General features: G+C 52.6%; 17 protein-coding genes. 10 read left to right on the plus strand and 7 right to left on the minus strand.

From position 1 onward, the window contains the following. Positions 1-100: 100 nt before the first annotated feature. From tssC to tssA, 3 genes are read right to left on the minus strand one after another with little or no spacing between them, the layout of a single operon-like run. Entirely contained in the window at positions 101-1,606 is a 1,506-nt protein-coding gene (gene tssC / locus AC3CB2_RS04695) for a type VI secretion system contractile sheath large subunit (protein WP_008546363.1), read from the minus strand. Continuing rightward, entirely contained in the window at positions 1,599-2,132 is a 534-nt protein-coding gene (gene tssB, locus AC3CB2_RS04700) for a type VI secretion system contractile sheath small subunit (RefSeq protein ID WP_037035899.1), read from the minus strand. The genes tssC and tssB overlap by 8 nt, the downstream gene beginning before the upstream one ends. A 42-nt stretch (positions 2,133-2,174) precedes the next feature. Then, positions 2,175-3,221 (minus strand): type VI secretion system protein TssA, encoded by a 1,047-nt coding sequence (gene tssA, locus AC3CB2_RS04705; protein WP_352930535.1) that lies wholly within the window; start codon positions 3,219-3,221, stop codon positions 2,175-2,177. A gap of 251 nt (positions 3,222-3,472) precedes the next feature. Between tssA and AC3CB2_RS04710 the strand changes: the two genes are divergently transcribed. Then, positions 3,473-4,231 carry a protein kinase domain-containing protein gene (locus AC3CB2_RS04710; RefSeq protein WP_352930534.1) on the plus strand — a complete coding sequence of 253 codons (759 nt, stop codon included), beginning with the start codon at positions 3,473-3,475 and terminating at the stop codon, positions 4,229-4,231. Here AC3CB2_RS04710 and AC3CB2_RS04715 read toward each other — a convergent pair. From AC3CB2_RS04715 to AC3CB2_RS04730, 4 genes are all read right to left on the minus strand, one after another. Further along, positions 4,185-5,054 carry a hypothetical protein gene (locus AC3CB2_RS04715; RefSeq protein WP_050773832.1) on the minus strand — a complete coding sequence of 290 codons (870 nt, stop codon included), beginning with the start codon at positions 5,052-5,054 and terminating at the stop codon, positions 4,185-4,187. The two genes, AC3CB2_RS04710 and AC3CB2_RS04715, sit on opposite strands and share 47 nt — an antisense overlap. Before the next feature lie 221 nt (positions 5,055-5,275). Beyond that, on the minus strand, positions 5,276-6,451 hold the full coding sequence (locus AC3CB2_RS04720; RefSeq protein WP_352930532.1) for a hypothetical protein: 1,176 nt from the start codon (positions 6,449-6,451) through the stop codon (positions 5,276-5,278). Between the two features lie 29 nt (positions 6,452-6,480). After that, the gene (locus AC3CB2_RS04725; RefSeq protein WP_008547119.1) at positions 6,481-7,866 is read right to left on the minus strand and encodes a cytochrome P450; all 1,386 of its coding nucleotides are present in this window, start codon (positions 7,864-7,866) and stop codon (positions 6,481-6,483) included. A 365-nt stretch (positions 7,867-8,231) separates the two neighbouring features. Beyond that, positions 8,232-9,278 carry a LacI family DNA-binding transcriptional regulator gene (locus AC3CB2_RS04730; RefSeq protein ID WP_208608687.1) on the minus strand — a complete coding sequence of 349 codons (1,047 nt, stop codon included), beginning with the start codon at positions 9,276-9,278 and terminating at the stop codon, positions 8,232-8,234. Between the two features lie 459 nt (positions 9,279-9,737). Here AC3CB2_RS04730 and AC3CB2_RS04735 point away from each other — a divergent pair, with 459 nt between their 5' ends. The 9 genes from AC3CB2_RS04735 (at position 9,738) to AC3CB2_RS04775 (ending at position 22,172) form a co-directional block, all read left to right on the plus strand. Next, the gene (locus AC3CB2_RS04735) at positions 9,738-11,639 is read left to right on the plus strand and encodes an ABC transporter substrate-binding protein (protein WP_352930530.1); all 1,902 of its coding nucleotides are present in this window, start codon (positions 9,738-9,740) and stop codon (positions 11,637-11,639) included. A 97-nt stretch (positions 11,640-11,736) separates the two neighbouring features. Then, positions 11,737-12,723, plus strand: coding sequence for an ABC transporter permease (locus AC3CB2_RS04740; protein ID WP_008546926.1), 987 nt, complete (start codon positions 11,737-11,739; stop codon positions 12,721-12,723). A 6-nt stretch (positions 12,724-12,729) separates the two neighbouring features. Then, positions 12,730-13,872 carry an ABC transporter permease gene (locus tag AC3CB2_RS04745; RefSeq protein WP_352930528.1) on the plus strand — a complete coding sequence of 381 codons (1,143 nt, stop codon included), beginning with the start codon at positions 12,730-12,732 and terminating at the stop codon, positions 13,870-13,872. A 12-nt stretch (positions 13,873-13,884) separates the two neighbouring features. Further along, positions 13,885-14,883 carry an ABC transporter ATP-binding protein gene (locus tag AC3CB2_RS04750; protein WP_352930526.1) on the plus strand — a complete coding sequence of 333 codons (999 nt, stop codon included), beginning with the start codon at positions 13,885-13,887 and terminating at the stop codon, positions 14,881-14,883. A 13-nt stretch (positions 14,884-14,896) separates the two neighbouring features. After that, the gene (locus AC3CB2_RS04755; protein ID WP_352930524.1) at positions 14,897-15,937 is read left to right on the plus strand and encodes an ABC transporter ATP-binding protein; all 1,041 of its coding nucleotides are present in this window, start codon (positions 14,897-14,899) and stop codon (positions 15,935-15,937) included. Continuing rightward, positions 15,927-17,162 carry an HAD family hydrolase gene (locus AC3CB2_RS04760; protein WP_352930522.1) on the plus strand — a complete coding sequence of 412 codons (1,236 nt, stop codon included), beginning with the start codon at positions 15,927-15,929 and terminating at the stop codon, positions 17,160-17,162. The genes AC3CB2_RS04755 and AC3CB2_RS04760 overlap by 11 nt, the downstream gene beginning before the upstream one ends. A 37-nt stretch (positions 17,163-17,199) precedes the next feature. Beyond that, entirely contained in the window at positions 17,200-19,713 is a 2,514-nt protein-coding gene (locus AC3CB2_RS04765) for a hypothetical protein (RefSeq protein ID WP_352930521.1), read from the plus strand. After that, positions 19,706-20,797 (plus strand): beta-galactosidase BglB, encoded by a 1,092-nt coding sequence (gene bglB / locus AC3CB2_RS04770; protein WP_352930519.1) that lies wholly within the window; start codon positions 19,706-19,708, stop codon positions 20,795-20,797. Before AC3CB2_RS04765 ends, bglB begins: the two co-directional genes overlap by 8 nt. Further along, entirely contained in the window at positions 20,787-22,172 is a 1,386-nt protein-coding gene (locus AC3CB2_RS04775; protein ID WP_352930517.1) for a glycoside hydrolase family 28 protein, read from the plus strand. Before bglB ends, AC3CB2_RS04775 begins: the two co-directional genes overlap by 11 nt. The last annotated feature ends 11 nt before the right edge of the window (positions 22,173-22,183 follow it).

A 22,183-nucleotide genomic window follows, 5' to 3' on the forward strand; every position in this document is an offset into this window, starting at 1 on the left:
GTGGCACTAAACGGCTTGCCGCATGAGGCGTAGTGCCGATGAACAGCGTTTTGGATGGGTACTTTGAAAAACGCTGTCGTCCTTCGCGTCAGCCTAGGACTTAGCCTCCCTTGGCTGACGGAAGTTTTGAAACCAGTCGCAAGGACACAGTCAGTCCCTCCAGCTGGTAATGCGGACGCAGGAAGAACTTCGCGCTGTAGTAGCCTGGGTTTGAATCGTCTGCTTCAACGACTACTTCAGCCGAGGCCAAGGGTTTTTCTGCCTTGGTCTGTTCACTGGAACCAGCAGGATCGCCATCTACGTAACGCATGATCCAATCCTGAAGCCAGTTCTGCAAATCCTGACGTTCTTTGAACGAGCCAATCTTGTCTCGAACAATACATTTTAGATAGTGAGCGAACCGACAACTTGCAAATAAGTAAGGTAACCTAGCTGCAAGGTTGGCGTTTGCTGTCGCATCCGGGTCTGTATACTCAGCAGGTTTCTGCAAAGACTGTGCTCCAATAAAGGCAGCCAGATCCGAATTCTTGCGGTGTAACAATGGCATCATGCCATTCTTTGCAAGCTCTGCTTCGCGCCGGTCGGTGATCGCAATCTCGGTCGGACACTTCATGTCCACGCCGCCATCATCCGTTGGGAAGGTGTGAGCAGGCAGTCCTTCAACAGCACCACCAGATTCAACACCGCGGATACGGGAACACCAGCCATACATCTTGAAGGAACGGGTGATGTTAGTCGCCATCGCAAACGCTGAGTTGGACCAGACGTATTTCTTTGAATCGGCACCTGAGGTGTCTTCTTCAAAGTCGAACTCTTCCACTGGCTCCGTGTTAGGACCATAAGGCAAACGAGCTAGGAAGCGCGGCATTGCGAGACCAATATAGCGGGAGTCTTCTGCTTCACGCAGGGACCGCCATGCTGCATATTCTGGTGTCTGGAAGATTTTGGTGAGATCGCGAGGGTTGGAAAGTTCTTGCCAAGATTCCATCTGGAAGAGAGTAGGGCTAGCACCCGCAATGAAGGGAGCATGTGCCGCCGCAGCAATCTCTGCCATCTCGTTGAGAAGAGCTACATCCGGTGGGGTATGATCGAAGTAGTAATCACCGATCAGCACACCATAGGGTTCGCCACCAAACTGGCCATATTCTTCTTCGTAGATCTTCTTGAAGACCGGGCTCTGATCCCAAGCAGTACCCTTATACTTCTTCAGGGTTTTGCTGAGGTCTTTCTTAGAGATGTTCATCACCCGGATCTTCAGCATCTCGTCGGTTTCAGTGTTGTTGACGAGATAATGCAGACCACGCCATGTACCTTCCAGACTCTGGAAATCTTCGTGGTGGAGGATCTGCTGCATCTGCTCGGAGAGTTTCTTGTCAATCTCAGCAACGATTGCCTCAATCGACTTAAGCGTATCATCCGAAATCAGGGTCGTGTTTGCCAAAGCCTGTTCGGCGAGTGTTGCCACTGCACCTTCTACTGCTTCTTTTGCACTGTCTGATTTTGGCTTGAATTCTTGTTTGAGAAGAGATTCAAAGTTATTGGGATCAATAGCTTCAACCTGCGCCTCTTCGGCTTCGACTTCCGGTTGTTTTTCAGCTTCAGCCATTATTCTCGTCCTTCTCTTCAGCAGCAGCATCACCTTCCTTCGGTGCGGCAGCTAGTGTTTGCAAAAGGGCAGGATCATTCAAAACCTTGCCGATCAATTCCTCGGCGCCGGACTTGCCGTCCATGTAGGTCATCAGGTTTGCGAGCTGGGTGCGGGCTTCTAGCAAGGTGCGTAGGGCATCAACCTTGCGGGCAACCGCTGCAGGCGAGAAATCGTCCATGCTCTCGAATGTCAGATCAACGCTGAGGTTGCCTTCACCTGTAAGTGTGTTGGGAACACGGAACGCAACACGCGGCTTCATAGACTTCATGCGTTCATCAAAATTGTCGACGTCAATTTCGAGAGCTTTTCGATCTCCTACAGGAGGAAGCGGATCCTCTGGCTTGCCTGAAAGGTCAGCCATAACACCAGCCACAAATGGAAGCTGGATTGTTTTTTCCGCGCCATACAGTTCAACATCGTATTCAATCTGAACTCGAGGGGCTCTGTTCCTCGCTATAAATTTCTGACTACTTTGTTTTGCCATGTGATCGTGTTCCCGGTACTTTTGTTCTTATTCGGACCTGGGTTAGTCGATTGAACCGTGTTCGTCATCGTCCTCGGGGCGTGACCCTCGGATATTCAAAACTTGTGCCTCCCCATCAGGAGCGAGGTCCTTGATGATGGAATAGAAGTCGAGATCAACGAGACGTCGGGCCCGACCCAGTAGAAGAGGAACCGGACTTGAAGGTTCACTACGCTTGTAATACGCACAAACTTCATCAAGAGCCCTTAACACGTCAGTTCGGTTTATAACTGTTCCGGTAAAACTTGCGCTTTTCTTGCCGGAACGGGCTTTAACTGCACCTTCTTCCTCAGAGGAATCCTCTTCCTCTTCTTCGTCTTCCTCCTCTTCCAACTCCAAGGCTGGAGCCAATAAAAACTGGGCCTGCCGCAGTTCGCGAAGCAGATCATCAAGGATCAGGCCACCATGTTGGGCAAAGAAGTCGCGAACGTGCTCGGATGTTTTGATCGCGGTTTCGATTGCATTAACGACCTCTGCAATGTTTTCGCGATCTGTCTCCCTGAGGGCTGCATCGTAGGAAGCGATGTCTGGTCGGTCGCGACCTTCAGGCAGTTCTGCCTCACCGCGGGCGATAGCAATCTCGTTGAGAGACCATGCTCCGAAGATGCGCGACTGCACCAGGGCAGTGTTTCGGAGCAAGGTGAGGGTAGTGCGTCTGTCATTGAGAGCGGACAAGACATTGGCACGCATGATGGGGTCATGCCCCTCTGCCGGATCCAGTTCCGGGTGCAGAGTATCCCAGAAGGTGTCCAGCATTTGTGCAATGAATTCCAGGCCTTTGGTGAAACCTGGAAAGCCTTCAATTGCAATCAGTGCTTGTGCATGGATTATGGCAACCCGAAGATCATAGGTTCTTGTGAGAAGCTGTGTTGAAAGGCGGAGAGCTTCCTTCCAGTCGGGTTCTTCACCCTTGATAATGGCTTCCCCGATCTGGTGATCTTGGGTGCCACTGGCAGCAGTTTCCATCGTCAGGAAGTCAGGATCGTACTCAAGATCCGGCCCGCAAGGTGCGTTCTCCTCAATAGGTTGAAGGGAAGCCGTTGGATCCATTCGAAATCTATCCCGCTCTGCTACTGCTTAATGGGACTGGAAGTCCTAAAACTACCAAGTATTTGCGCATAATATTGGTAGAGGTTGCCAAAAGAGTGGTTAGCCCACTCCAGATGAAATCATAATATTCCGCAAGGTCATTTCATTGTGTGTACGGCATCGGAGGAACTGGTAATATCGTTATTAACTGGTTGACTTGATGGAGAAAAATAATCCTGCAACCAGAAGGTCTTGAGGCATAAGAGGATATCGTGAACGAGCCTGCAAAGCGCACATCAACCAGCACTGTCAGGTTTTACAAGTGTCCCACGTCAAATCGCATGTTGGCGGAAAAGAAACTCATCTCAAAAACGGCGCCACAGCAACTTTTAATGCGTGAAGCAAAGGCGTTACAGCACCTCGCCGGCTCGATTGCACCAACGTTTGTTGAGCTAAAAGAAGAGGGGGGTGAAATCAGTCTGATCATGGAGAAGATAGAAGGTGAAACCTTGTCCCATGTGCTGAAGGAAGCATCACTTTCTTCTGGCGAGATGGCCAGACTTTGTCGCTGCCTGATCAAGACAATCAATCAGCTTCACAAGAATGGAGTTGCGCATCTGGATCTGGCTCCGAACAACATCTTACTCAGCAACCAGAGCGCGTATGGTATCGTTCTCTTGGATTTTGCCTACTGCGCTTTCGCTGAGGAGCTGCCTTTCATGCGCCCATGCAGCAGCTTTGCCGGTCATTTGAACTATGCCGCACCGGAGCAGCTGGGATTAGGGTCCAACATGATTTCTGATAAGGCTGATCTGTATGCTTTGGGTCTGATCATTCGAGAAATCTTCGGATATCAGAACCACGTAAAAGACAATTACGATGATGCAATCGAGTTTCGCCGGAGCCGCCCTGATCTCAGCAAATTGCCGCCTGACTGGCGGCAAATGGTTACTCAGCTACTGAAATTTGCACCAGGTGAACGCGTCAGAATATTAACGCACAGCGACTACAGCACCGGGTCGTCGGCTTAATGTTAAGGGCAGCTGAAAGGGCATAGGCAAGTCCGATTGCGGCCTCTGTTTTGGCAAACAGTCCGGCATTCAACCGAGCGGACGCCCGCAGTGATGCGCGTGCGGATGCTCTGACAGAAATGCGGTTAGCATTTCGCAACCAGTCTGCCTGACCGATGTTCAGATCCAGATCACTCAAGTCAACTTTCGCGGTTGGAAGTTTCAGGTTGAGCTGAGGAAGCAATCTGGAGAAGAGGGCCAGTTTTGCGGTGATGCGTGCCCAAGCCTTGACGTTTCCTGAGAAAAGACTTTCACCAAATGCCAGCTGAAGAAGGCCGATAATGTTTAGTGCTGCCAGAATTTTGAAAGCGGCTTTCAGATCGAACTTGAAACCAAGATTCCAACGACCAAAATCTGCGAGCATCTTGGCAAGAGCTTTCACATCAGCCTGAGCGTGCATGTTCAGGTTCTGCTTCAGCCCAAGATCAACGAGCCCAAGCAGTGGCAAGTTTATCCGAGCTTTCGGAAGAATGAGGTTCAGCCGCCCAAGGTTCAGATTGAACGGGTTCAGTCCCAGTCCTTTGATCTGCAAAATAAGCTGAGCAGCAAGCCCTAGTCTTGCAAGGATGTGCCCAGGCAGCTTTCCAAGCTGCAAAGCAAGCGGGAGTGCAAATTTCGCAGTCGTCTGTGCTAGCTTTTTTAGCTTTATCTTGGCCGCGGGCAGAGTAGCAGATTCAGTAACACGAAGCGCCAGATCAGCTGCAGCAGTCAGGCGATGATTAATGCTAGCGTTCAGGGCCAGTAACTGCGCAAGGCTGAGGAAGTTGAAGGGGCGAAACCGCATGAAGAGATGAGCGGGAGTAACGCGAAGGGAGGGCCCTTTGATACGAGGGAGCGCTGTTGCCTCACCTGCTTTCAAGACCAGCGGCAGCAACAGGTTTAGATTTATGTCTGGAATAATGTCTGGGCAAAAACAGAAGCAAGGCAATGGGGTGTGCTCCTTCAGCTTGTTCCCGAAAACAAAGGTCGCCCCATGTCACATGACTTGCAACATGGGGCTGTTTATTAGACAGACATTTTCTGTTCGATATCTTTGAGAGCAGCTTCAATAGGTTTCTTGATTGAAACTGAGACCCCAAGAGGGTTCTTCTCAAGCAAATCGATCAGCTTGTCTGAGTTCATGTGATTGTTGAGCGTTGCGATACTTGCAGAGAGCTTCTTGGCGATAGCATCTTTCTGCTTTGCATCAGCTGCACCCCATTCCTTCAGGTTCCCAATTACTGAGTCCAGGTTCCCTTGCAGGACACTGGCAGCACCGGTGAGGGCCTGAGATGGGCCTTTTGCTTTGATGAGACGCATGCGCGGATCGTCATGAGCTCCCAGTTTTGCAAGAAGACTACCGATTTCCGCTTCAACATTCGCACGTTGAACTGTAAAGGCTTTGATCGCAGCAAACACTTCTTGCTGGTCAACCTTAGGTGCTTTGGGCGCCTGTGCCAGCAGTGTCAGAACGGCCTTCACTCCAGCCTGTGTACCTGGATCATCTAGTGCTTTGACTGATGCCTGAACGGCAGCAAGTTGCTGTTTCAGGTTGTTGTCGTACTCTTCGTCCACACCAAGAGCGCGCTCAACCTTGTGGGTGAGTGCTGCCAGAATGGCCGTGAGCTTGTCGCGAAGAATTTCTTCCTGAGCTGCATCTTCAGCCGCGGCTGCCGCTGCATCTTCTGCAGAAGTATCCTCATCGTCTTCGGTATCTTCCAGATTTTCGCCACTGGCAGCCAGCTCTTCATCGGTGAAGGCTTCATCACTGCCTGTATCTTGAACCTCATCTGTTTCATGAGAGAAAGTATCCAGCAGATGATCTGGGGTCTCCGCACCTTCTTCCTCAGCATAATCATTATGAACCGTATTGCCGTCTTCATCCTTCACGTGGATTTTGAAGTTCAGCTTCTGGCTGATAAGGAACTTACGCATCATCTTGATAAGGCCTTGGGTTGGCGGCTTACCAATACATTCGATGGTCATTTCCTTACTTTTAATGGTCACAACCCCACACATACTCTTGGGGTTCTGAGTTTGCTTCTTCACCGCGACCAAAAGCATCTTTGGCTTTTTGCGCGGATGAATAATCAATGCATCGTCTTCCTTTGGATTCTTGTTTGGAGAATACGCAAAGTTGACTTCTTGCTTGCGAGCCTTCTGAATGCCTGCTTTGAGCTGTTGTAGTTCTTTAGCGTCCATTGGGTGACCTCGGTGTTTGACCTTCCGACCTACTTACTAAACTTCCTTTTGTGTACTTTACATAAAACTGGTCTCGACGGTTTTAAATAAAGAGTACTGTCCGGACGTACTTCATCTGTATTGACCGTTTCAAAATCAAACATACTACACAATCTCGCGATTACTTTGATGCCCAGGAAGGTGACGTAGCTGGCACCCGTACACATCCTTGGACCTAATCCGAACGGAAAATAACTTCCCAGTGTCGCCTTCGCTTCTCCGCGAGAAAAGCGATCGGGATCAAACATATCCGGGTTTTCCCAGAAGGAGCGGTGGCGATGGACAACCCATGGACTGATAATCACCATGGATTCCTTAGGGATGAGTGTGTCCCCTAGCGTGGTGTCTTCGCGAGCGATACGTGAGAGATACAGAACAGGCGGATAAAGACGCAGAACCTCTTTAAACACATCACGTGTGAAACGAAGGCGCGGCAAATGCTCGTAGGAGATGCGACCACAAGCGGTTACCAGCTGCACTTCGGTTCGGATGCGCTCCACAATCTCCGGACATTGCGCAAGAATATAAACTGACCAACACAGCGCAGCGGACGTTGTTTCGTGGCTGGAGAGGAAAATGCTCGCGACCTGATCAACAAGTTGTGACTTCGTAAAACGCTTACCAGTGGAAGGAACACGTGCTTCTTGGAAGATCTGAAAGAAGTTTTGAGTGTTGGGCGGCTTGTTGTACATGTGCTCGTCGATGATCTGAGAAATCACCGCACGAACGTTCTCAGCAGTCTTCAAAGCAGCCTCAGTAAAGGCCGGCTGACCACCGCCAGAAAAGCGTTTCAGATCCAACGCAGTCCCTGCAACTTCCTCCTCATACTTCATTATGGAATTGAAGCACTGATGCTCCAGCTGAATCTCAATGGGCTTGGAGAACACGCAGCGAAAATTGACGTCAGCCACGAGGAAATTGATTTCTTCAGCCAGTTTGATGGTTTGGCCGGTTTCAGAATAAGTCAGGAGCCGTTCCACAAAGGAACTCAGGGCTTCCTGCAAATAGCCAAATGAAATCCGAACGCTGGAGTTGGAGAAAATCGGCGCAACCATCTCATGCTGATCCTGCCAGTCAACACCTTCAGCTGAAACAAGACCGTTATGCAGGATAGGCTTCAAAAGCTCAGCAATTCCGCCGCCTTTTGGGAAAATAGCTTGTTGTTCTTCTAAAACTCTGGACAGCAGCTTAGGCTCGTTCACAAGGAACTTGCGTGGATCATCATCATCGAACTGAAAAATCGCGCACTCGTAGAGCTCCTTAGGAATGACGCCAAGAGGGTCTGAGCTCAAATAATTGCTGAAGTTTCTCCAGCCTTCTGCGGCTTCTCCCGGATAGGGTGCTGGTGGTCGATATAATGAAATCTTGTTTTCCATTATCTACATTCATGTTGCGGCGGAAATTGGAATACTTCCGCACATTTCCCAACATCATCAGCGCGAGCCGACAGGAGAAGTAGGTGAGAACCCATGCGCAATAGTGCTTTGCGGGAATATAGAACAGCCCCCTTAGAGATTTGCTTTCGGGACTCTGCAAATTTTGTTTGATTACTAATCAAGAGAAAATACTCTGAGTAACCAATGGGTTTGGCCCTCTGAGCTGCACCCGTAAAAGCAAGCACCATAGGGCTTTAGCACTGTTGGAAAGAGCACGAATGAACAGTGAAAACCGCTCGTAGGTGACGCTAGGAAATGTCTTGTAGCCTTACCTGAATCTAAAAGCAGGCAGCAAAAGCACTGGGTTACTCGGAATATGCAGGGTTTGGAGCTGCGGTGCTATTCCGTAAAATCAGACGGCAGCCGAGCTCGACGCGCCGCGCACTTCGCTCCCCATCTGGTAGGGTCAGAGCTTCTTCCAGAAGGTTTAGCGCGACGTGTCCGATCTCTTCCATAGGTACATGGATGGTTGAAAGAGATGGGCTTGAAAGCTCTCCGAACAACGCGTTGTCAAAGCCCATAACAGACACATCATTGGGAATGGAATACCCAAGGTTCTGTAAGGCCTTCATCGCCCCAAGCGCAACGTTATCAGCTGAACAAAAGAAGGCAGAGTAGGGGGCTGGGCCTTTGTGTTCACTCAGCCAACGGCTGAAGTTTTCTTCCACCACATCCTGCTGATAATCGCCCACATCAATGATGTCTGAAAGGGGGGCTTCAAGCCCGGCCTGACGGTAAGCGTCCAGAAATCCTTCCATACGCTGCTTGGCTACACGCCGGTTGCCCCAGGTCAGCAAAGCAATCCGTTTGTGACCCAGCTGAAGCAGATGATCTGTAGCAAGCTTAGCGCCAAAGCGGTTGCTTGGTGCCACAGTGTCCACGCGCATAGACTGGTCCTGACCACTAAGGATCACGGCAGCTGATGGCAGTTTGTACAGCATATCGATCAGGCACTGCCGGTCATCCTGCATCACTGCGATGCCTTGAGGTCTGTGCTTGGCGACAGCCTGAACAATGTTGTCCGGATTGATCTCATCCTCTTCTTCAATCTGAGGAATAAGCCGAATGCCGCGGCTTTGGCACTCCTTCCTGAACGCGTTCAGCATGGTCCAGGCCACGAAGTTGCGGTCAGATTTTGGGAAAGCCTTTTTGGTCCCCACAAGCAGAACGGTTGAGAGCAGGGAGATGGAAGCTTTGCGTCGTCTCTTCGCCAGATATCCTGTCTCACGAGCAATGCTCAGCACACGTTCCTGCACCTCACTGCCAATGGGAGCAGAGGCGTTTAAAACATGAGACACAGTGCTGATTGAGACGTTTGCGAGTTTCGCAATCTGCTTGATACCCGTTGTCACGAGACTTCCACCATACATCAATAGGACGGGCAATTATTGAATGAAAAACTTTTCATGTGCAACGCCTACGTGCGCGCTGTTGTGTATCACTGACACCAAGCAATTGATGAATCTGCCTTATCCAATAAATCAATTTTGGCTCAGAACTGAAGTGATATCACGACCTGTTAAGTCATAACTAATTGAAAATAAAAAATATAAATACGATTAATCTACTTTGTGCTGAGGTTGAGGCAGATTGGGCTATCACCTAAATGCAGTCACGAGAGCTAATCATGAAAAAATTTTCATAAAGTCGTCTTGTTGTCAAACGGCGCTCCTGTCATCTTCGCCGGGTAACTGATTGTCAACAAAGGCTGTATTCGGGCTGCCAAGCGCAGTGGTGCGGGCTTGTTGCATATATGGAAGTAACTCGTTTTGCCAGGGAGGATCTGGGAAGGCGAGTTGGGGGAGAATTTGATGAAGAGCGTTACACTCACGTCGATTGCTGCTTTGACGCTGCCGTTTCTGGCCGCCAATGGTTGGGCCTATAATGAGGCGCCAATGCTTAAGCAGCTGGTCGAAGCCGGTCAATTACCACCGGTTGAAGAGCGCCTGCCGAAAAATCCACGCGTCATCCCGGTCTACGACAGCATCGGCACCTATGGTGGTGTCCTGAAGCGCGCCTTCAAAGGCCCAAGCGACCGTTGGGGACCAACCAAGCTCATGGAAGAGCGTGTGGTTGAAACCTACATGGACGGCGAGAAGAACCTGTCTCTGGTTCCGGGTTGGATCGGTGAGTATTCCGTGAGTGAAGACGCCCGCGAGTTCACCTTCACAATCCGCGAAGGCCTGCGCTGGTCTGATGGGGCTCCTGTCACTACCCGTGACGTGCGTTTCTGGTATGAGGATGTGTTCCTCAACGAAGACCTGATGCCATCAATCAAGGCGCTGTACACCTCCAACGGTGTGCCAATGAAGTTGTCTTTCGCCGACGATTACACCTTCACCGTTTCCTTTGAAAAACCATATCCGCTGTTCCTGACCGTTCTGGCCAAAGAAAGCACCGGTCGTCCGGGCCTCGATCGTCCAGGCTTCATCGAGCCATTCCATTACCTCAAAGACTATCACCTAACTTATGCTGATCCAGCTAAGCTGGAGGCGGCTATTGCCAAACATGGCGCCAAGAAATGGACTGATCTCTGGGATTCCAAAGGCCAGATCCAGGCATGGTGGTTCAACCCTGATATGCCAGTGCTAACTGCATGGCGCGTGAAAACACCGCCACCATCCGACACCGTGGTCATGGAGCGTAACCCTTACTATTACGGCGTGGACGCGGAAGGAAACCAGCTTCCTTATATCGACCAGATCGAGCACCGCTTGTTCCAGGACCCGGAAGCCATCAACTTCATGGCGATCCAAGGCGAAATCGACCTGCAGAACCGTCACATCAACGTGGCCGACTTCACACTCCTGAAAGAGAACGAAGCCAAGGGCGATTACACCATTGAGAAATGGACTAAAGCGCTCACATGGTCGATCATCCCGAACCTCAACTCCGCCGATAAGGTGAAGCAAGCACTGTTCGAGGATATCCGTTTCCGTGAAGCTCTGAACATCTCCGTAGATCGTGAAACCATCAACGAACTGGCGTTCTCAGGTCTTGGTGAATCTCGGCAGGCTTCCCCAATTTCTGGCTCACCGTTCTACGATGAAGAAGCGGAGACACGCTGGACTGAGTACGATCCGGATAAAGCCGCTGAACTTCTTGACGCAATCGGTCTCACAGAACGTGACGATGATGGGTTCCGCTTAATGTCTGATGGTCGCCGTCTCAGCCTCGTACTGGAAACGCGCTGGGACATTCAGGGCGAGCTTTTGGAAGTGGTTCGCACTTACTGGCAGGACGTTGGTATCGAAGTGCTGGTGCGCATCATTGACCGCACGCTCTACCAGCAGCACGTTGATACCGCTGACTTCGACATGGTGCTCGACACGTTCGATCGCTCTTCTGTCATCACCGCTGATCCGCTTCGCTTCCTTGGTCGTTATGGCTTCGCACCAAGCTACTTCAACTGGTGGAGCACCAACGGCAAATCAGGTGAGGAGCCACCAAAAGATCACCCGATCCGTGATGTCTGGAAAGCATGGGAGAATGCACAGACCGCGCACAGCCTGGAAGAGGCAAATGCCTACGCTCAGGAGATGGTGACCTTGCATAAACAGTACGGCTGGCATGTGGGACTCGTGGGTGAAACCCCAGCGGTCTACGTGCGCAAGAACAGCTTGAAAAACTTCCCTGCGGGGTTCGTCCACGACGACGCGTTACGCGGCGTTGGCCTCGCATATCCGCAGCAGCTCTATTTCTCCCAAGATTAAACTGCCTTGCGGTTGAGTTGGTGGCGGCGCTCCCGATGCCGCCACCGGCTCAATACTTCAAAGCTTCCTTGCAAGTACAACAAAACGGAAAAGGGAAATGGCAGGTTATATTGCGCATCGCCTTTTGTGGTCGATCCCGACATTGATCGTTATTACGATTGCCACATTCGTTATCATTCAGCTTCCACCTGGAGATTATGTAACGGCATACATTGCTGAACTGGTGGAAACTGGCGAAGTTATTGATGCGGAAACAGCTGCTCACATTCGTCATGAGTTTGGTCTGGATCGCCCAATGTACGAGCAGTTCCTGACCTGGATTGGCGGTATTCTGCTCCATGGTGACTTCGGACTGTCTCTTGACTGGAAACTCCCGGTTTCCGAACTGATCTGGGACCGTATCGGCCTCACACTGATGATCTCCGTGCTTTCATTGCTGATGACATGGGCGATCGCTATTCCGATCGGCGTCTATTCTGCAACCCGTCAGTACTCTTTCTTTGATCACCTCTTCACGGTTCTCGGCTTCCTTGGTCGCGGTATTCCGGACTTCCTGCTGGCCTTGGTGCTGATGTGGATGGGCTTCCTCTACTTCAACTTCCATGTCGGTGGCTTGTTCTCTCCGGAGTTTGAAAACGCCCCGTGGTCTATCGCCAAGTTTGTTGATCTGCTCTCCCACCTCTGGGTGCCGGTTCTGGTGCTCTCCACCGGTGGTGCTGCTGGCCTGCTGCGTATCATGCGCGCCAACATGCTCGAAGAGCTCGGCAAACCTTACGTTGAAACCGCCTATGCGCAGGGCCTCAGCGAGCGACAGGTTGTCTGGCGCTATCCGGTTCGTGTTGCGCTCAACCCGTTCATCTCAACCGTTGGCTGGGCATTGCCAGCACTCATTTCCGGCGATGTGATCACCGCTGTGGTGCTGAACCTGCCGACAACTGGTCCACTTCTTCTGCGTTCTTTGCAGAACCAGGACATGTATCTGGCCGGTGGCTTCATTCTCATACTTAGCGTCTTCACCATCATTGGCACGTTGCTTTCAGACATCCTGCTGGTGCTGACCGATCCACGCATTCGTCATTCGTGAGGCACTATGTCAGAGCAAACTCTTAGCGATACCGCTTTTGAACCTACTGTAGAGGTGAAGGAAAATTCCTCTTACACCGCCAAGCCGCTGACGTTGATGTGGTGGCGCTTCAAAAAGCACAAACTGGCCCTGTGGTCTCTGGGTGTCATCATCGTGCTGTATCTGGTCGCCGCATTTGCAGGCTTCCTGGCACCGTATGATCCATTCAAGCACAACCGACTGCATCCGTTCGTTCCACCGCAGTCCATCCACTTCTTCAGTGAAGATGGCACGTTTCAGGGCCCGTTTGTTTATGGCCTCAAGCGTCAGCGCGATCCGAACACCGCTCGTCTGTCCTTTGAGGAGGACACCAGCAAGATCAACCGCATCCGCTTCTTCGTGGAAGGTGATAAGTATAACTTCTGGGGCTTCATCCCAACCAAGCGGCACTTGTTTGGCGTAGAAGGGAAGCGCAATCGCATCTACATCCTTGGCACGGACAAGCTTGGACGTGATCTGTTCTCCCGTCTGGTCTACGGTGCACGTGTCACGCTTTCTGTTGGTCTGATCGGTGTATTCTTCTCCTTCGTGATCGGCATTACGCTTGGCAGTCTTGCAGGTCTCATTGGCGGAACTGTCGACACCATCATCCAGCGCATGGCAGAGCTTGTCCGCTCTATCCCAACCATCCCGCTCTGGCTTGGTCTGGCTGCTGCGCTGCCTGTGAACTGGGATCCGATCCTCGTCTACCTGCTCATTACGGTCATTCTGGCGCTGATCGGTTGGACCAACCTGGCGCGTGTTGTCCGCGGTCACTTCATGACTATCCGCAATCAGGACTTCGTGCTGGCGGCCCGCCTATCTGGCGCAACCAAAACTCGCATCGTGACCCGTCACATGCTGCCATCCATGACATCCTATGTGATCGCAGCGATCTCTCTGGCGATCCCTGAGATGATCCTGGGTGAGACAGCCCTAAGCTTCCTTGGTCTGGGTCTGCGTCCTCCAGTCATCAGTTGGGGTGTGTTGCTTCAGGATGCTCAAAACCTGCGCTCAATCGCACTGGCTCCGTGGCTCCTCATTCCGGGCGTGGCGATTGTTGTGACAATCCTTGCTTTCAACTTCCTTGGCGATGGCTTGCGTGATGCTGCCGATCCCTACCAAAAATAAGGAGAACGGATCATGCAGGATGAAACCATTCTCGAAATCAATGATCTCAATATCTGCTTTGAGATGCGTGAGGGAACCGTCAATGCCGTTAATGGCGTCACCTTCTCGGTAAAACCGGGTGAAGTGCTTGGCATCGTTGGTGAAAGTGGCAGTGGCAAGTCTTTGAGTGCACGCTCCATCATGAACCTGCTGCCCCGCAACGCAACGGTCACCAACGGTTCCGTGAAGTTCCGCAAAAATGATGGCGAAGTCGTTGATATTCTTGCGGAGAAGCGCGAAAGCCGCAAAATGCGTGAGCTGCGTGGCGGTCACATAGGTATGATTTTTCAGGAGCCTATGACAGCCCTCAGCCCGGTGCATTCCATCGGCAAGCAGATCATGACAACGCTGAACCTGCACACTGACCTTTCTAAGAAAGCGCAAGTGGAACGGGCAGCAGAACTGCTGGCTATGGTGCAGATGCCAAAGCCAATGGAGATGCTGAAGAAGTACCCACACCAGCTCTCTGGCGGCATGCGTCAGCGTGCCATGATTGCCATGGCGCTCTCCTGTAATCCTAGCCTGCTGCTGGCGGATGAGCCTACGACAGCGCTGGATGTAACCACAGAAGCGCAGATCCTCGATCTCATCATGTCCTTGCAGGATGAGCTGAATATGGCGGTGATCTTCATCACCCATAACTTCGGTGTGGTGGCAGAAATCGCAGATCGCGTCTCGGTTATGTATCTGGGCAATGCGGTGGAAACGGCAGCCGTGGATGACATCTTCTATCATCCGAAGCACCCATACACCCGTGCGCTACTGCAATCCATTCCGCGTCTGGATGGGCAAAAACGCCGCCGTCTGCAAACCATCGAAGGCATGGTGCCCGATCCGTTCAACCTGCCAACAGGCTGCGTGTTCCATACCCGCTGCGCTGAGAAAATGGCAGGCAAATGCACAAGCCAGATCCCTGAGTTGACGCATTTCGAAAACGATCAGATGGCCCGCTGTCATCTCCATCAGGCATAAGAGCGATACTCCCATGACTAATTTTCATATACCTGATGATGCTCTGATCAGCGTTGAAAAGCTGCAGATGCACTTTCCTATCAAAAAGGGCTTTCTGGGCCGTGAGCTGGGCGCTGTCAAAGCCGTTGATGATGTGTCGTTTTACATCAGAAAAGGCGAGACCCTGGGCATCGTGGGCGAAAGTGGCTCCGGCAAATCCACCACGGCACGCGCCTTGCTACGAGCCTACGAGCCAACCGGCGGCACAATCCGCTTCAAGGACCCTGAAGGAAATTGGCATGACCTGACCCACAAGAGTGAAGCAGAAATGCGCCAGCTCCGTCAGTACATGCAGATGATCTTTCAGGATCCGTACGCCTCACTCAATCCGCGCATGACGCTGTTGCAGCTGGTCAGTGAACCGCTGGTCAACAACGGCATCACCAATAAGAGTGAGCTGGAAGATCGCGTTGCCGACTTGCTCATCAAAGTGGGCCTGCGTCCGGAAAATATGACCCGTTATCCGCACGCGTTCAGTGGCGGTCAGCGTCAGCGTATCGGTATTGCCCGTGCTTTGGCTCTGAACCCAACCTTCATCGCGGCAGATGAGTCTGTATCCGCGCTGGATGTATCCATCGCCGCGCAAACCATAAACCTGCTGCAGGATCTGCAAGAGCAGATGGGACTGACCTATCTCTTTATCACCCACGATTTGAGTATGGTGGAGCACATCAGTGATCGCATCGGCGTGATGTATGCAGGACGATTGGTGGAAGTGGCAGATACCGCCAGCTTCTTTGAGCAGCCATTGCATCCATACTCTGAAGCGCTATTGTCTGCGATCCCGATCCCTGACCCAAAACGCGCCCGCGCCAAGAAGCGTGGTCTCGTCAAAGGGGAGGTGGCCGATCCGGCAAACCTGCCAGTGGGCTGCGCATTTGCAAGCCGGTGTCCGCACGAATCTGAGCTCTGCCACATGTCCAATCCGGAATTGACTGAAACAGCAGAAGGCCGGTTCGTCCGCTGCCATCACTCTGCTGACCTGAAGCTACAAGGGGCCAACTATGACCAATAAAAACGGAAGCCTCATTGCCTTGAGGCAGGGTCTTCAGGAAACTGACGAACTCAAACTTGCGCGTAAGTTTGCACCTGTCCTGCGACTGGACAGATCCGAACCATGGCGTCCAACCGCGATAGGCTTCACTGTTTTCGCTGAAGCGGGCAAATCCCCAAGTAGCAAGTTCGAAATTGCACCCAAAGCTGACCGCGTCATCGAGTATGCGATCTTCTGGGACTACGACATCCAGCATTTGTATGATCTAGAGCACGTCTGGGTTCATCTGAACGCAGAAGATCAGGTTATCTCTGTTGAAGCATCTCAGCACGGCAAGCGTGTTGAAATGAAAAACGGTGATGCTTTGCCGCTTGAAAATGGCCGCGTCACGCTATGGGCAGAACCTGGCAAACACGCCCATTTTGCATCCCGTGATACCATGAAGGAACGTGAAGCACACACCCGTTACGAGTGCTCGTTGGGGGCGGGGTTACATGGTGTTCATATGGGGAATCCGTTCTCGCAGGAGTTTGGTGAGGTCACTCCATATGAACACCGCCTCGCACGCCTGCAAATGCAGCGCTTGGTGCTGGAACCATCCTACGGTGAAACACTGCGCTGGGATTGTGCTGAAGGCGATCTGCTGCCGTGGGCTCGTGTTGAAAGCTGGATTCCCGAGCGTGTAAAGCACCTCATCAGCGATCTGCGTGAAACCCTTCCGCACTTCAAAGCGATCTTCCTGGATTGCGGTGATACCCTCATCGATGAAGGCACTGAAATCAAAAAGGAAGGCAGCGATGTCGCTTATGGTGCTGAGCTGTTGCCACATGCTCGCGAAGCGCTGAATACGTTAGTCTCACGCGGCTATCGCCTAGCCCTCGTGGCAGATGGCCCACGAGCAACCTTCGAGAACATTCTGGGACAGCACGACCTTTGGGATCACTTCGAAAGCCACACCATTTCAGGTGATGTAGGTGTGCTGAAGCCTGATTTTAAAATGTTTGGAACAGCAATGACATCACTCGGACTGAGTGAAGCTGATGCGCCGAACATCGTCATGGTGGGCAACAACCTTGAGCGCGACATCAAAGGTGCGAACGGAGCAGGCCACAAGAGCATCTTCCACAAGTGGACGCAGCGCCGCAACGTTGTGCCGGCGGATGCCAGTGAAGAGCCAACACGCACCATCGCCTCCCTTCATGAGTTGGTGAGCTGTATCGAGCAGATCGAACTGTCGCTCTCCTGAAATCCTGAGAAATACCCCATTTACAAGGAGTGGTTTTGTGCCAAAGACACAATTCCCCTGGCAAATCAAAAAGGGTGAGCCCTTAAGCTATTGGGAGGTCTCTGGACTGACGGAGACACCCTTTGCTGGTGAGGCAGATACCCTGCCGGATAAGGTGAACTACACCTACATCAATGGCTTTACGGATGTGGGCGATCTGCCATGCCGTATTGCCTTCTGGAATGACATGAAGGGCAGGGAAGTGCCATGCCCGGTGGGTGTTGAACTCACTGAAACCCGCATTCAGCCTTCCCAATCCGTACTGGATTTCAGCGGCTTCTGGTTCTGCCCAACCCACCTGCAACGTGTTTTGCGCTGTGTGATCAATGCCCCGGTTGCGGGCAACTATCAGTTCCGCGTCCGCACCGCTGGTGGTGCGCGTGTCTGGGCCAATGGGAAGCTCGGCTTCGCGTTTGAGCCTTTGGTGCGCAACAAGCCGCGGGAGAGTATCGAAGCGCTGACCCTGTCTGAAGGTGCTAACGAGATCCTCGTGCATCTGGAAGACATCGCTGAGCGCGATACCGTCTACTCCCTGGAGCTTATCTATGAAGGCTCTGAGGCAACAGAAGCTGACCTTCAGGTCGGTCTCAGCGCCTCCTATGATGCAAAGGCGCTCAAAGCAGCAGAAGCGTTCATCTCCAGCGTCCAGCCGGATAAGCTCTACTACTCTCAAGGCCACGTGGAGCTTCAGTTTGACGGCGCCTTGCCGGAAGACGCACAGATCCACGTTGAAACGTTGCCACTGCTCAAGCCAACGCTGGCCGGAAGCAAGAACGCCTATACCCTGCTAAAAGGCTCCAATCGCCTGATTGGTCCAAGCGTTGATGAGCTGGCTCCAGCCACCAACCTGGTGCGGGTGACTCTTGTCACGCAAGGGCTTGGCGTTGCCCGTGAGGTCGGCGTTGTCTGTCTGAAAGATCTACAGCAAGGCTCTGGTGCAACGCTGGAAGAACGCCGTGCAGGGCTCTTGGCCTCCAGCGCCCAGACAGGGGAAAGCCATCTCTCCCACGCTCTGTCAAAGCTGCATATGGGTACTGATCTGGCAACCTCTGAGAGACTGCTTTTAGAAGCTCTGAGCAAGATCTCCCGCCGTGAAGATTGTGCTGATTTTGCCTTCCTGCCACTGCTATGGATCTGGAAAGACCATGCTTGGACAAAGCTTTCAGAGCAAACCTGGCGCCGTGTCCGCTCCACCATCCTTGGCTTCCGCTATTGGTTCGATGAGCCGGGCAATGATGCCATGTGGTTCTGGAGTGAAAACCATACACTCTGCTTCCACGCATCTCAGTATCTGGCGGGATCAATATTCCCGGAAGATCTGTTCCTCTGCTCCGGTCGCAAAGGCCAGCAACAAAAGCAAGTTGGCTATGAGCGTCTGTTGAAGTGGTTTGAAACCGTTGAGCGGGATGGTTTGGCGGAATGGAACTCCATTCCATACTACCCAATCGACTTCATCGGTCTGACAGCCCTGTATCATCTGGCACCAGATGCCGACATTCGTGATCGCTCCAAAGCACTGATGGATTCCATCTTCCAGATGATGGCACTGCACACCCAGTCCGGTCTGCCAGCCGGCACCATGGGGCGGTGTTACGACAAGGATATCTTTGCCGGTCCAGCCAGTGAACTGGCCACGCTCTGCCACTTTGCGTGGGGCAACGGTTTTGTCTCCTCCGGCAACTTCGCCTCAACCATGATTGCGTTGAGCGATTATACGCCGCCGGAAGAAACAAGCGCCTACGCATCTGTTCCGCAAGGCCGCGCGCTGGAAACCAGCTACACGCAGGGCCATGAACATGCAGGCAAGCTGAAGCTCTACAAAACGTCAGAGGCGCAGCTTTCAACCGTGGTGGATCACAAAACCGGTCAGCACGGCCATCAGCAACATGTTCAAGATGTGATGCTCGCAGGCAATCCGTATGCGCGGTTCTGGGTTAATCACCCCGGAGAAACGCAAGTTTGGGGCAGCGGGCGTCCGTCTTACTGGTCTGGCAACGGAACGCTTCCGCGCGCCGATCAATCAGGCCCGGCTGGTCTAATGATTTTCAACGGAGCTGAAGAAGAGGCGGACTTCACCCACCTCTATGCACCATTGCATGTATGTGATGAGCATGAACTCACTGGCAACTGGCTCTTTGCCCGCGTCAAAGACGGCTTCATCGCCTTCTTCGTCGCAAACGGTATTGAACCACTGCAAACCGGCTGTTTCGCAGGTGTCGAGTTCCGCAGTGATGGCCGCCGCAACGCGTGGCTGACCGTAACCGGCTCAGCACAAACAGAGACCTTCACAGAGTTCAAGGCTCGTCTGATTGCCAGTAAAATCAGCTGGAATGCAGAGGCTTTGACCCTGAGCGCTGAGATCGAAGGACAAGGCTCTCTTTCGCTTAACTGGGAAGGGGATCTGAAAGCCAACGGTGAGTGCATTAGCTTCGAAAACCTCAGCCCCGTTCCTCGTATCGGCCTCAAACGATTGGATCAATCTTGCTCAACTCAGGAGGCAGCTCATGTTTGAAGCATCCAGACTTGAAGAAGCGCTGGCCCTGACAGCAGATGGGTTCCGCAGCCTGAAGGGCATCAATGATGCGCCTTCAGAGCTTGATGGCGATGGATCCATTCATTTCGATGAGTGGGACTGGGAAGTCGGCGTTGGCCTCTACGGCTTTTATAAGCACGCCTGCAAAACAGGTGATGAGCGCATGAAGCGCAATTTGGCCAACTGGTACGACATGCAGATCGCACGCGGCCTGCCACCGCGCCAGATCAACTCCACAGCGCCCATGTTGTGCCTGGCCTTGCTGGCACGGGAAACCAACAACGAACGCTGGAAGCAGATCGTGACCGACTGGGCCGAATGGCTGGTCAACGATATGCCGAAGACCGTTGATGAGGGCTTCCAGCATCTGGTCAAGGAACGTGAAAACGACGGTCAGCTCTGGGATGACACGCTCTTCATGGCAGGTCTGTTTATGGGCGTGGCTGGGGATTGGTTGGATCGCCCGGACTGGGTGGAAGAAGCCTACTACCAGTTTCTGGTCCATGGCCGGTATCTGTCAGATCCGGTGAGTGGCCTCTGGTATCATGGTTGGACGTTCCTCGGAAACCACAACTATGCCGAAGCCTTTTGGGCGCGCGGCAATGCGTGGATCACCATCGCTGTGCCGGAACTGTTTGAGCTCGTCGGCGAACGCTACGGCCCGGCAGCTCGACAGATTAAAGCGCTCTATCGCCGTCAGGTGGAAGCTCTGCTGCCGCTTCAGCTGGAAGATGGCATGTGGCCAACTCTGCTGGATCAGCCAGACTCTCCACCGGAAACATCCGCAACTGCAGGCTTTGCCTATGGTCTGCTGCGCGGCATGAGAACGGGAATTCTGCCAGAAAGCTATCTGCAACCTGCGCTCAAAGCAGCTTCTGCCGTGCTGGAGCGGATTGATGGGACTGGGATTGTTCAGGAAGTCTCTGACGGGACGGCCATGGGGCATGATTTTGAGTTCTACCGGAACATTCCGAACACCCCCACACCATACGGACAGGCTCTGGCAAGCCTTCTTTTGATTGAACTTCTTGCTGCTAAGGAAATTTTGCAAGATGTCGCTTAATACACACCATGTCACTGTCACAGACGGCGAAAAAGACATAACGCAGGCCGTCCAGCAAGCGATTGACGCAGTTCATGCTGCTGGTGGTGGTCAAGTTGTGCTGCCAAGAGGGCAGTGGGTCTCAAAGGCCTTAAAACTCAAGTCCTTTGTCGATCTGCACCTGCCAACCGGCTGCGAACTTTCCTGTTCAACCGACTACGCAGACTATGAAGCTGGTAAGGTCTCCGTCATTGCGGAAGATTCTGACCGTGCTTTCATCACAGCGCGTGACCAGCAAGGCATCTCCATTTCCGGCAGCGGAACCATCCACGGTCACAGCGATAAATGGTGTGGTCGTGACGGCCTCTTTGAAGGCACGTTCTGGCCGAAGATGCTACGCCCGCGTATCGTCGTCTTCGAAAACTGCAAAGACATCAGCCTTTCCGGCATTTCCATTGTAGAAGCGCCCATGTGGACCATCCACCTGATCGCCTGCCATCAGGTGAAGGTGGAAAGCCTGCGCATTCTCAATGATATGCGCATGCCAAACACCGACGGCGTCAACTTTGACAGCTGCACCGATGCCTCCATCTTCAATTGTGTGATCCGCGCCGCAGATGATGCGGTCTGCGTGAAAACCTGCCGCAAGGAAGATGAGAGCCTCAACGGTCCGGCAGAGCGGATCATTGTCAGCAACTCCATCCTGTCCTCCAAGTCCTGCGCCCTGAAAATCGGCACAGAAACCTATCAGGATGTGCGCGACGTTCTGTTCACCACCTGCACAATCACAGAATCCAACCGTGCATTCGGTATCTTCTCCCGCGATGGTGGTGATATCGAACGCATCCGCTTCTCCAACTGCACAGTCCAGTGTGAGCAAACGCCGGATGGGTTCTGGGGCAGTGGTGAAGCAATCACCATCAACGCTCTGCCACGCGTGGCGGGTGATGTGCCGGGCTATGTGCGCGATGTAGCAGCAGACGGCATCACAGGCCGCGCGCAAGGGGCGATCAACATTGTTGGACACGAAACCCAGCAGATTGAGAACGTCACACTCAGCAACATCCAGCTTTCATTAGAAGCAGGCAAGTTCCCGGATGCTTACTATCTGGATCTGCGCCCAAGCCCTCATGACGTAAACCTGCTTGATAACCCGGAGCAGGGGCGCCGTAACGCGTGGGTCAAAAACGAAGCTGGTCAGATCCTCGGCCTGGAGCCGTACCCGAATGGATTGCCGGGTCTCTGGCTGGATCAGGCCAACAACATCACGTGCAACGATGTTGTGATCCATCGGCCTGCAACGCTGCCGAAAGGCTGGTCTGAACAGGAGACCGAGCTCGGCCACGTAACCAACGTTTGCTTCAGCAAACCTGCAAGTTCTCTTAGTGCTGTTTAGGAATAAGACAT

It is taken from the genome of Pseudovibrio sp. SCP20, assembly GCF_057774105.1.

Coding starts and splice junctions, on each gene's coding strand:
- tssC (WP_008546363.1), bottom strand. CDS start 1,606: ATGGCTGAAGCTGAAAAACAACCGGAAGTCGAAGCCGAAGAGGCGCAG.
- tssB (WP_037035899.1), bottom strand. CDS start 2,132: ATGGCAAAACAAAGTAGTCAGAAATTTATAGCGAGGAACAGAGCCCCT.
- tssA (WP_352930535.1), bottom strand. CDS start 3,221: ATGGATCCAACGGCTTCCCTTCAACCTATTGAGGAGAACGCACCTTGC.
- AC3CB2_RS04715 (WP_050773832.1), bottom strand. CDS start 5,054: ATGCGGTTTCGCCCCTTCAACTTCCTCAGCCTTGCGCAGTTACTGGCC.
- AC3CB2_RS04720 (WP_352930532.1), bottom strand. CDS start 6,451: ATGGACGCTAAAGAACTACAACAGCTCAAAGCAGGCATTCAGAAGGCT.
- AC3CB2_RS04725 (WP_008547119.1), bottom strand. CDS start 7,866: ATGGAAAACAAGATTTCATTATATCGACCACCAGCACCCTATCCGGGA.
- AC3CB2_RS04735 (WP_352930530.1), top strand. CDS start 9,738: ATGAAGAGCGTTACACTCACGTCGATTGCTGCTTTGACGCTGCCGTTT.
- AC3CB2_RS04740 (WP_008546926.1), top strand. CDS start 11,737: ATGGCAGGTTATATTGCGCATCGCCTTTTGTGGTCGATCCCGACATTG.
- AC3CB2_RS04745 (WP_352930528.1), top strand. CDS start 12,730: ATGTCAGAGCAAACTCTTAGCGATACCGCTTTTGAACCTACTGTAGAG.
- AC3CB2_RS04750 (WP_352930526.1), top strand. CDS start 13,885: ATGCAGGATGAAACCATTCTCGAAATCAATGATCTCAATATCTGCTTT.
- AC3CB2_RS04755 (WP_352930524.1), top strand. CDS start 14,897: ATGACTAATTTTCATATACCTGATGATGCTCTGATCAGCGTTGAAAAG.
- AC3CB2_RS04760 (WP_352930522.1), top strand. CDS start 15,927: ATGACCAATAAAAACGGAAGCCTCATTGCCTTGAGGCAGGGTCTTCAG.
- bglB (WP_352930519.1), top strand. CDS start 19,706: ATGTTTGAAGCATCCAGACTTGAAGAAGCGCTGGCCCTGACAGCAGAT.
- AC3CB2_RS04775 (WP_352930517.1), top strand. CDS start 20,787: ATGTCGCTTAATACACACCATGTCACTGTCACAGACGGCGAAAAAGAC.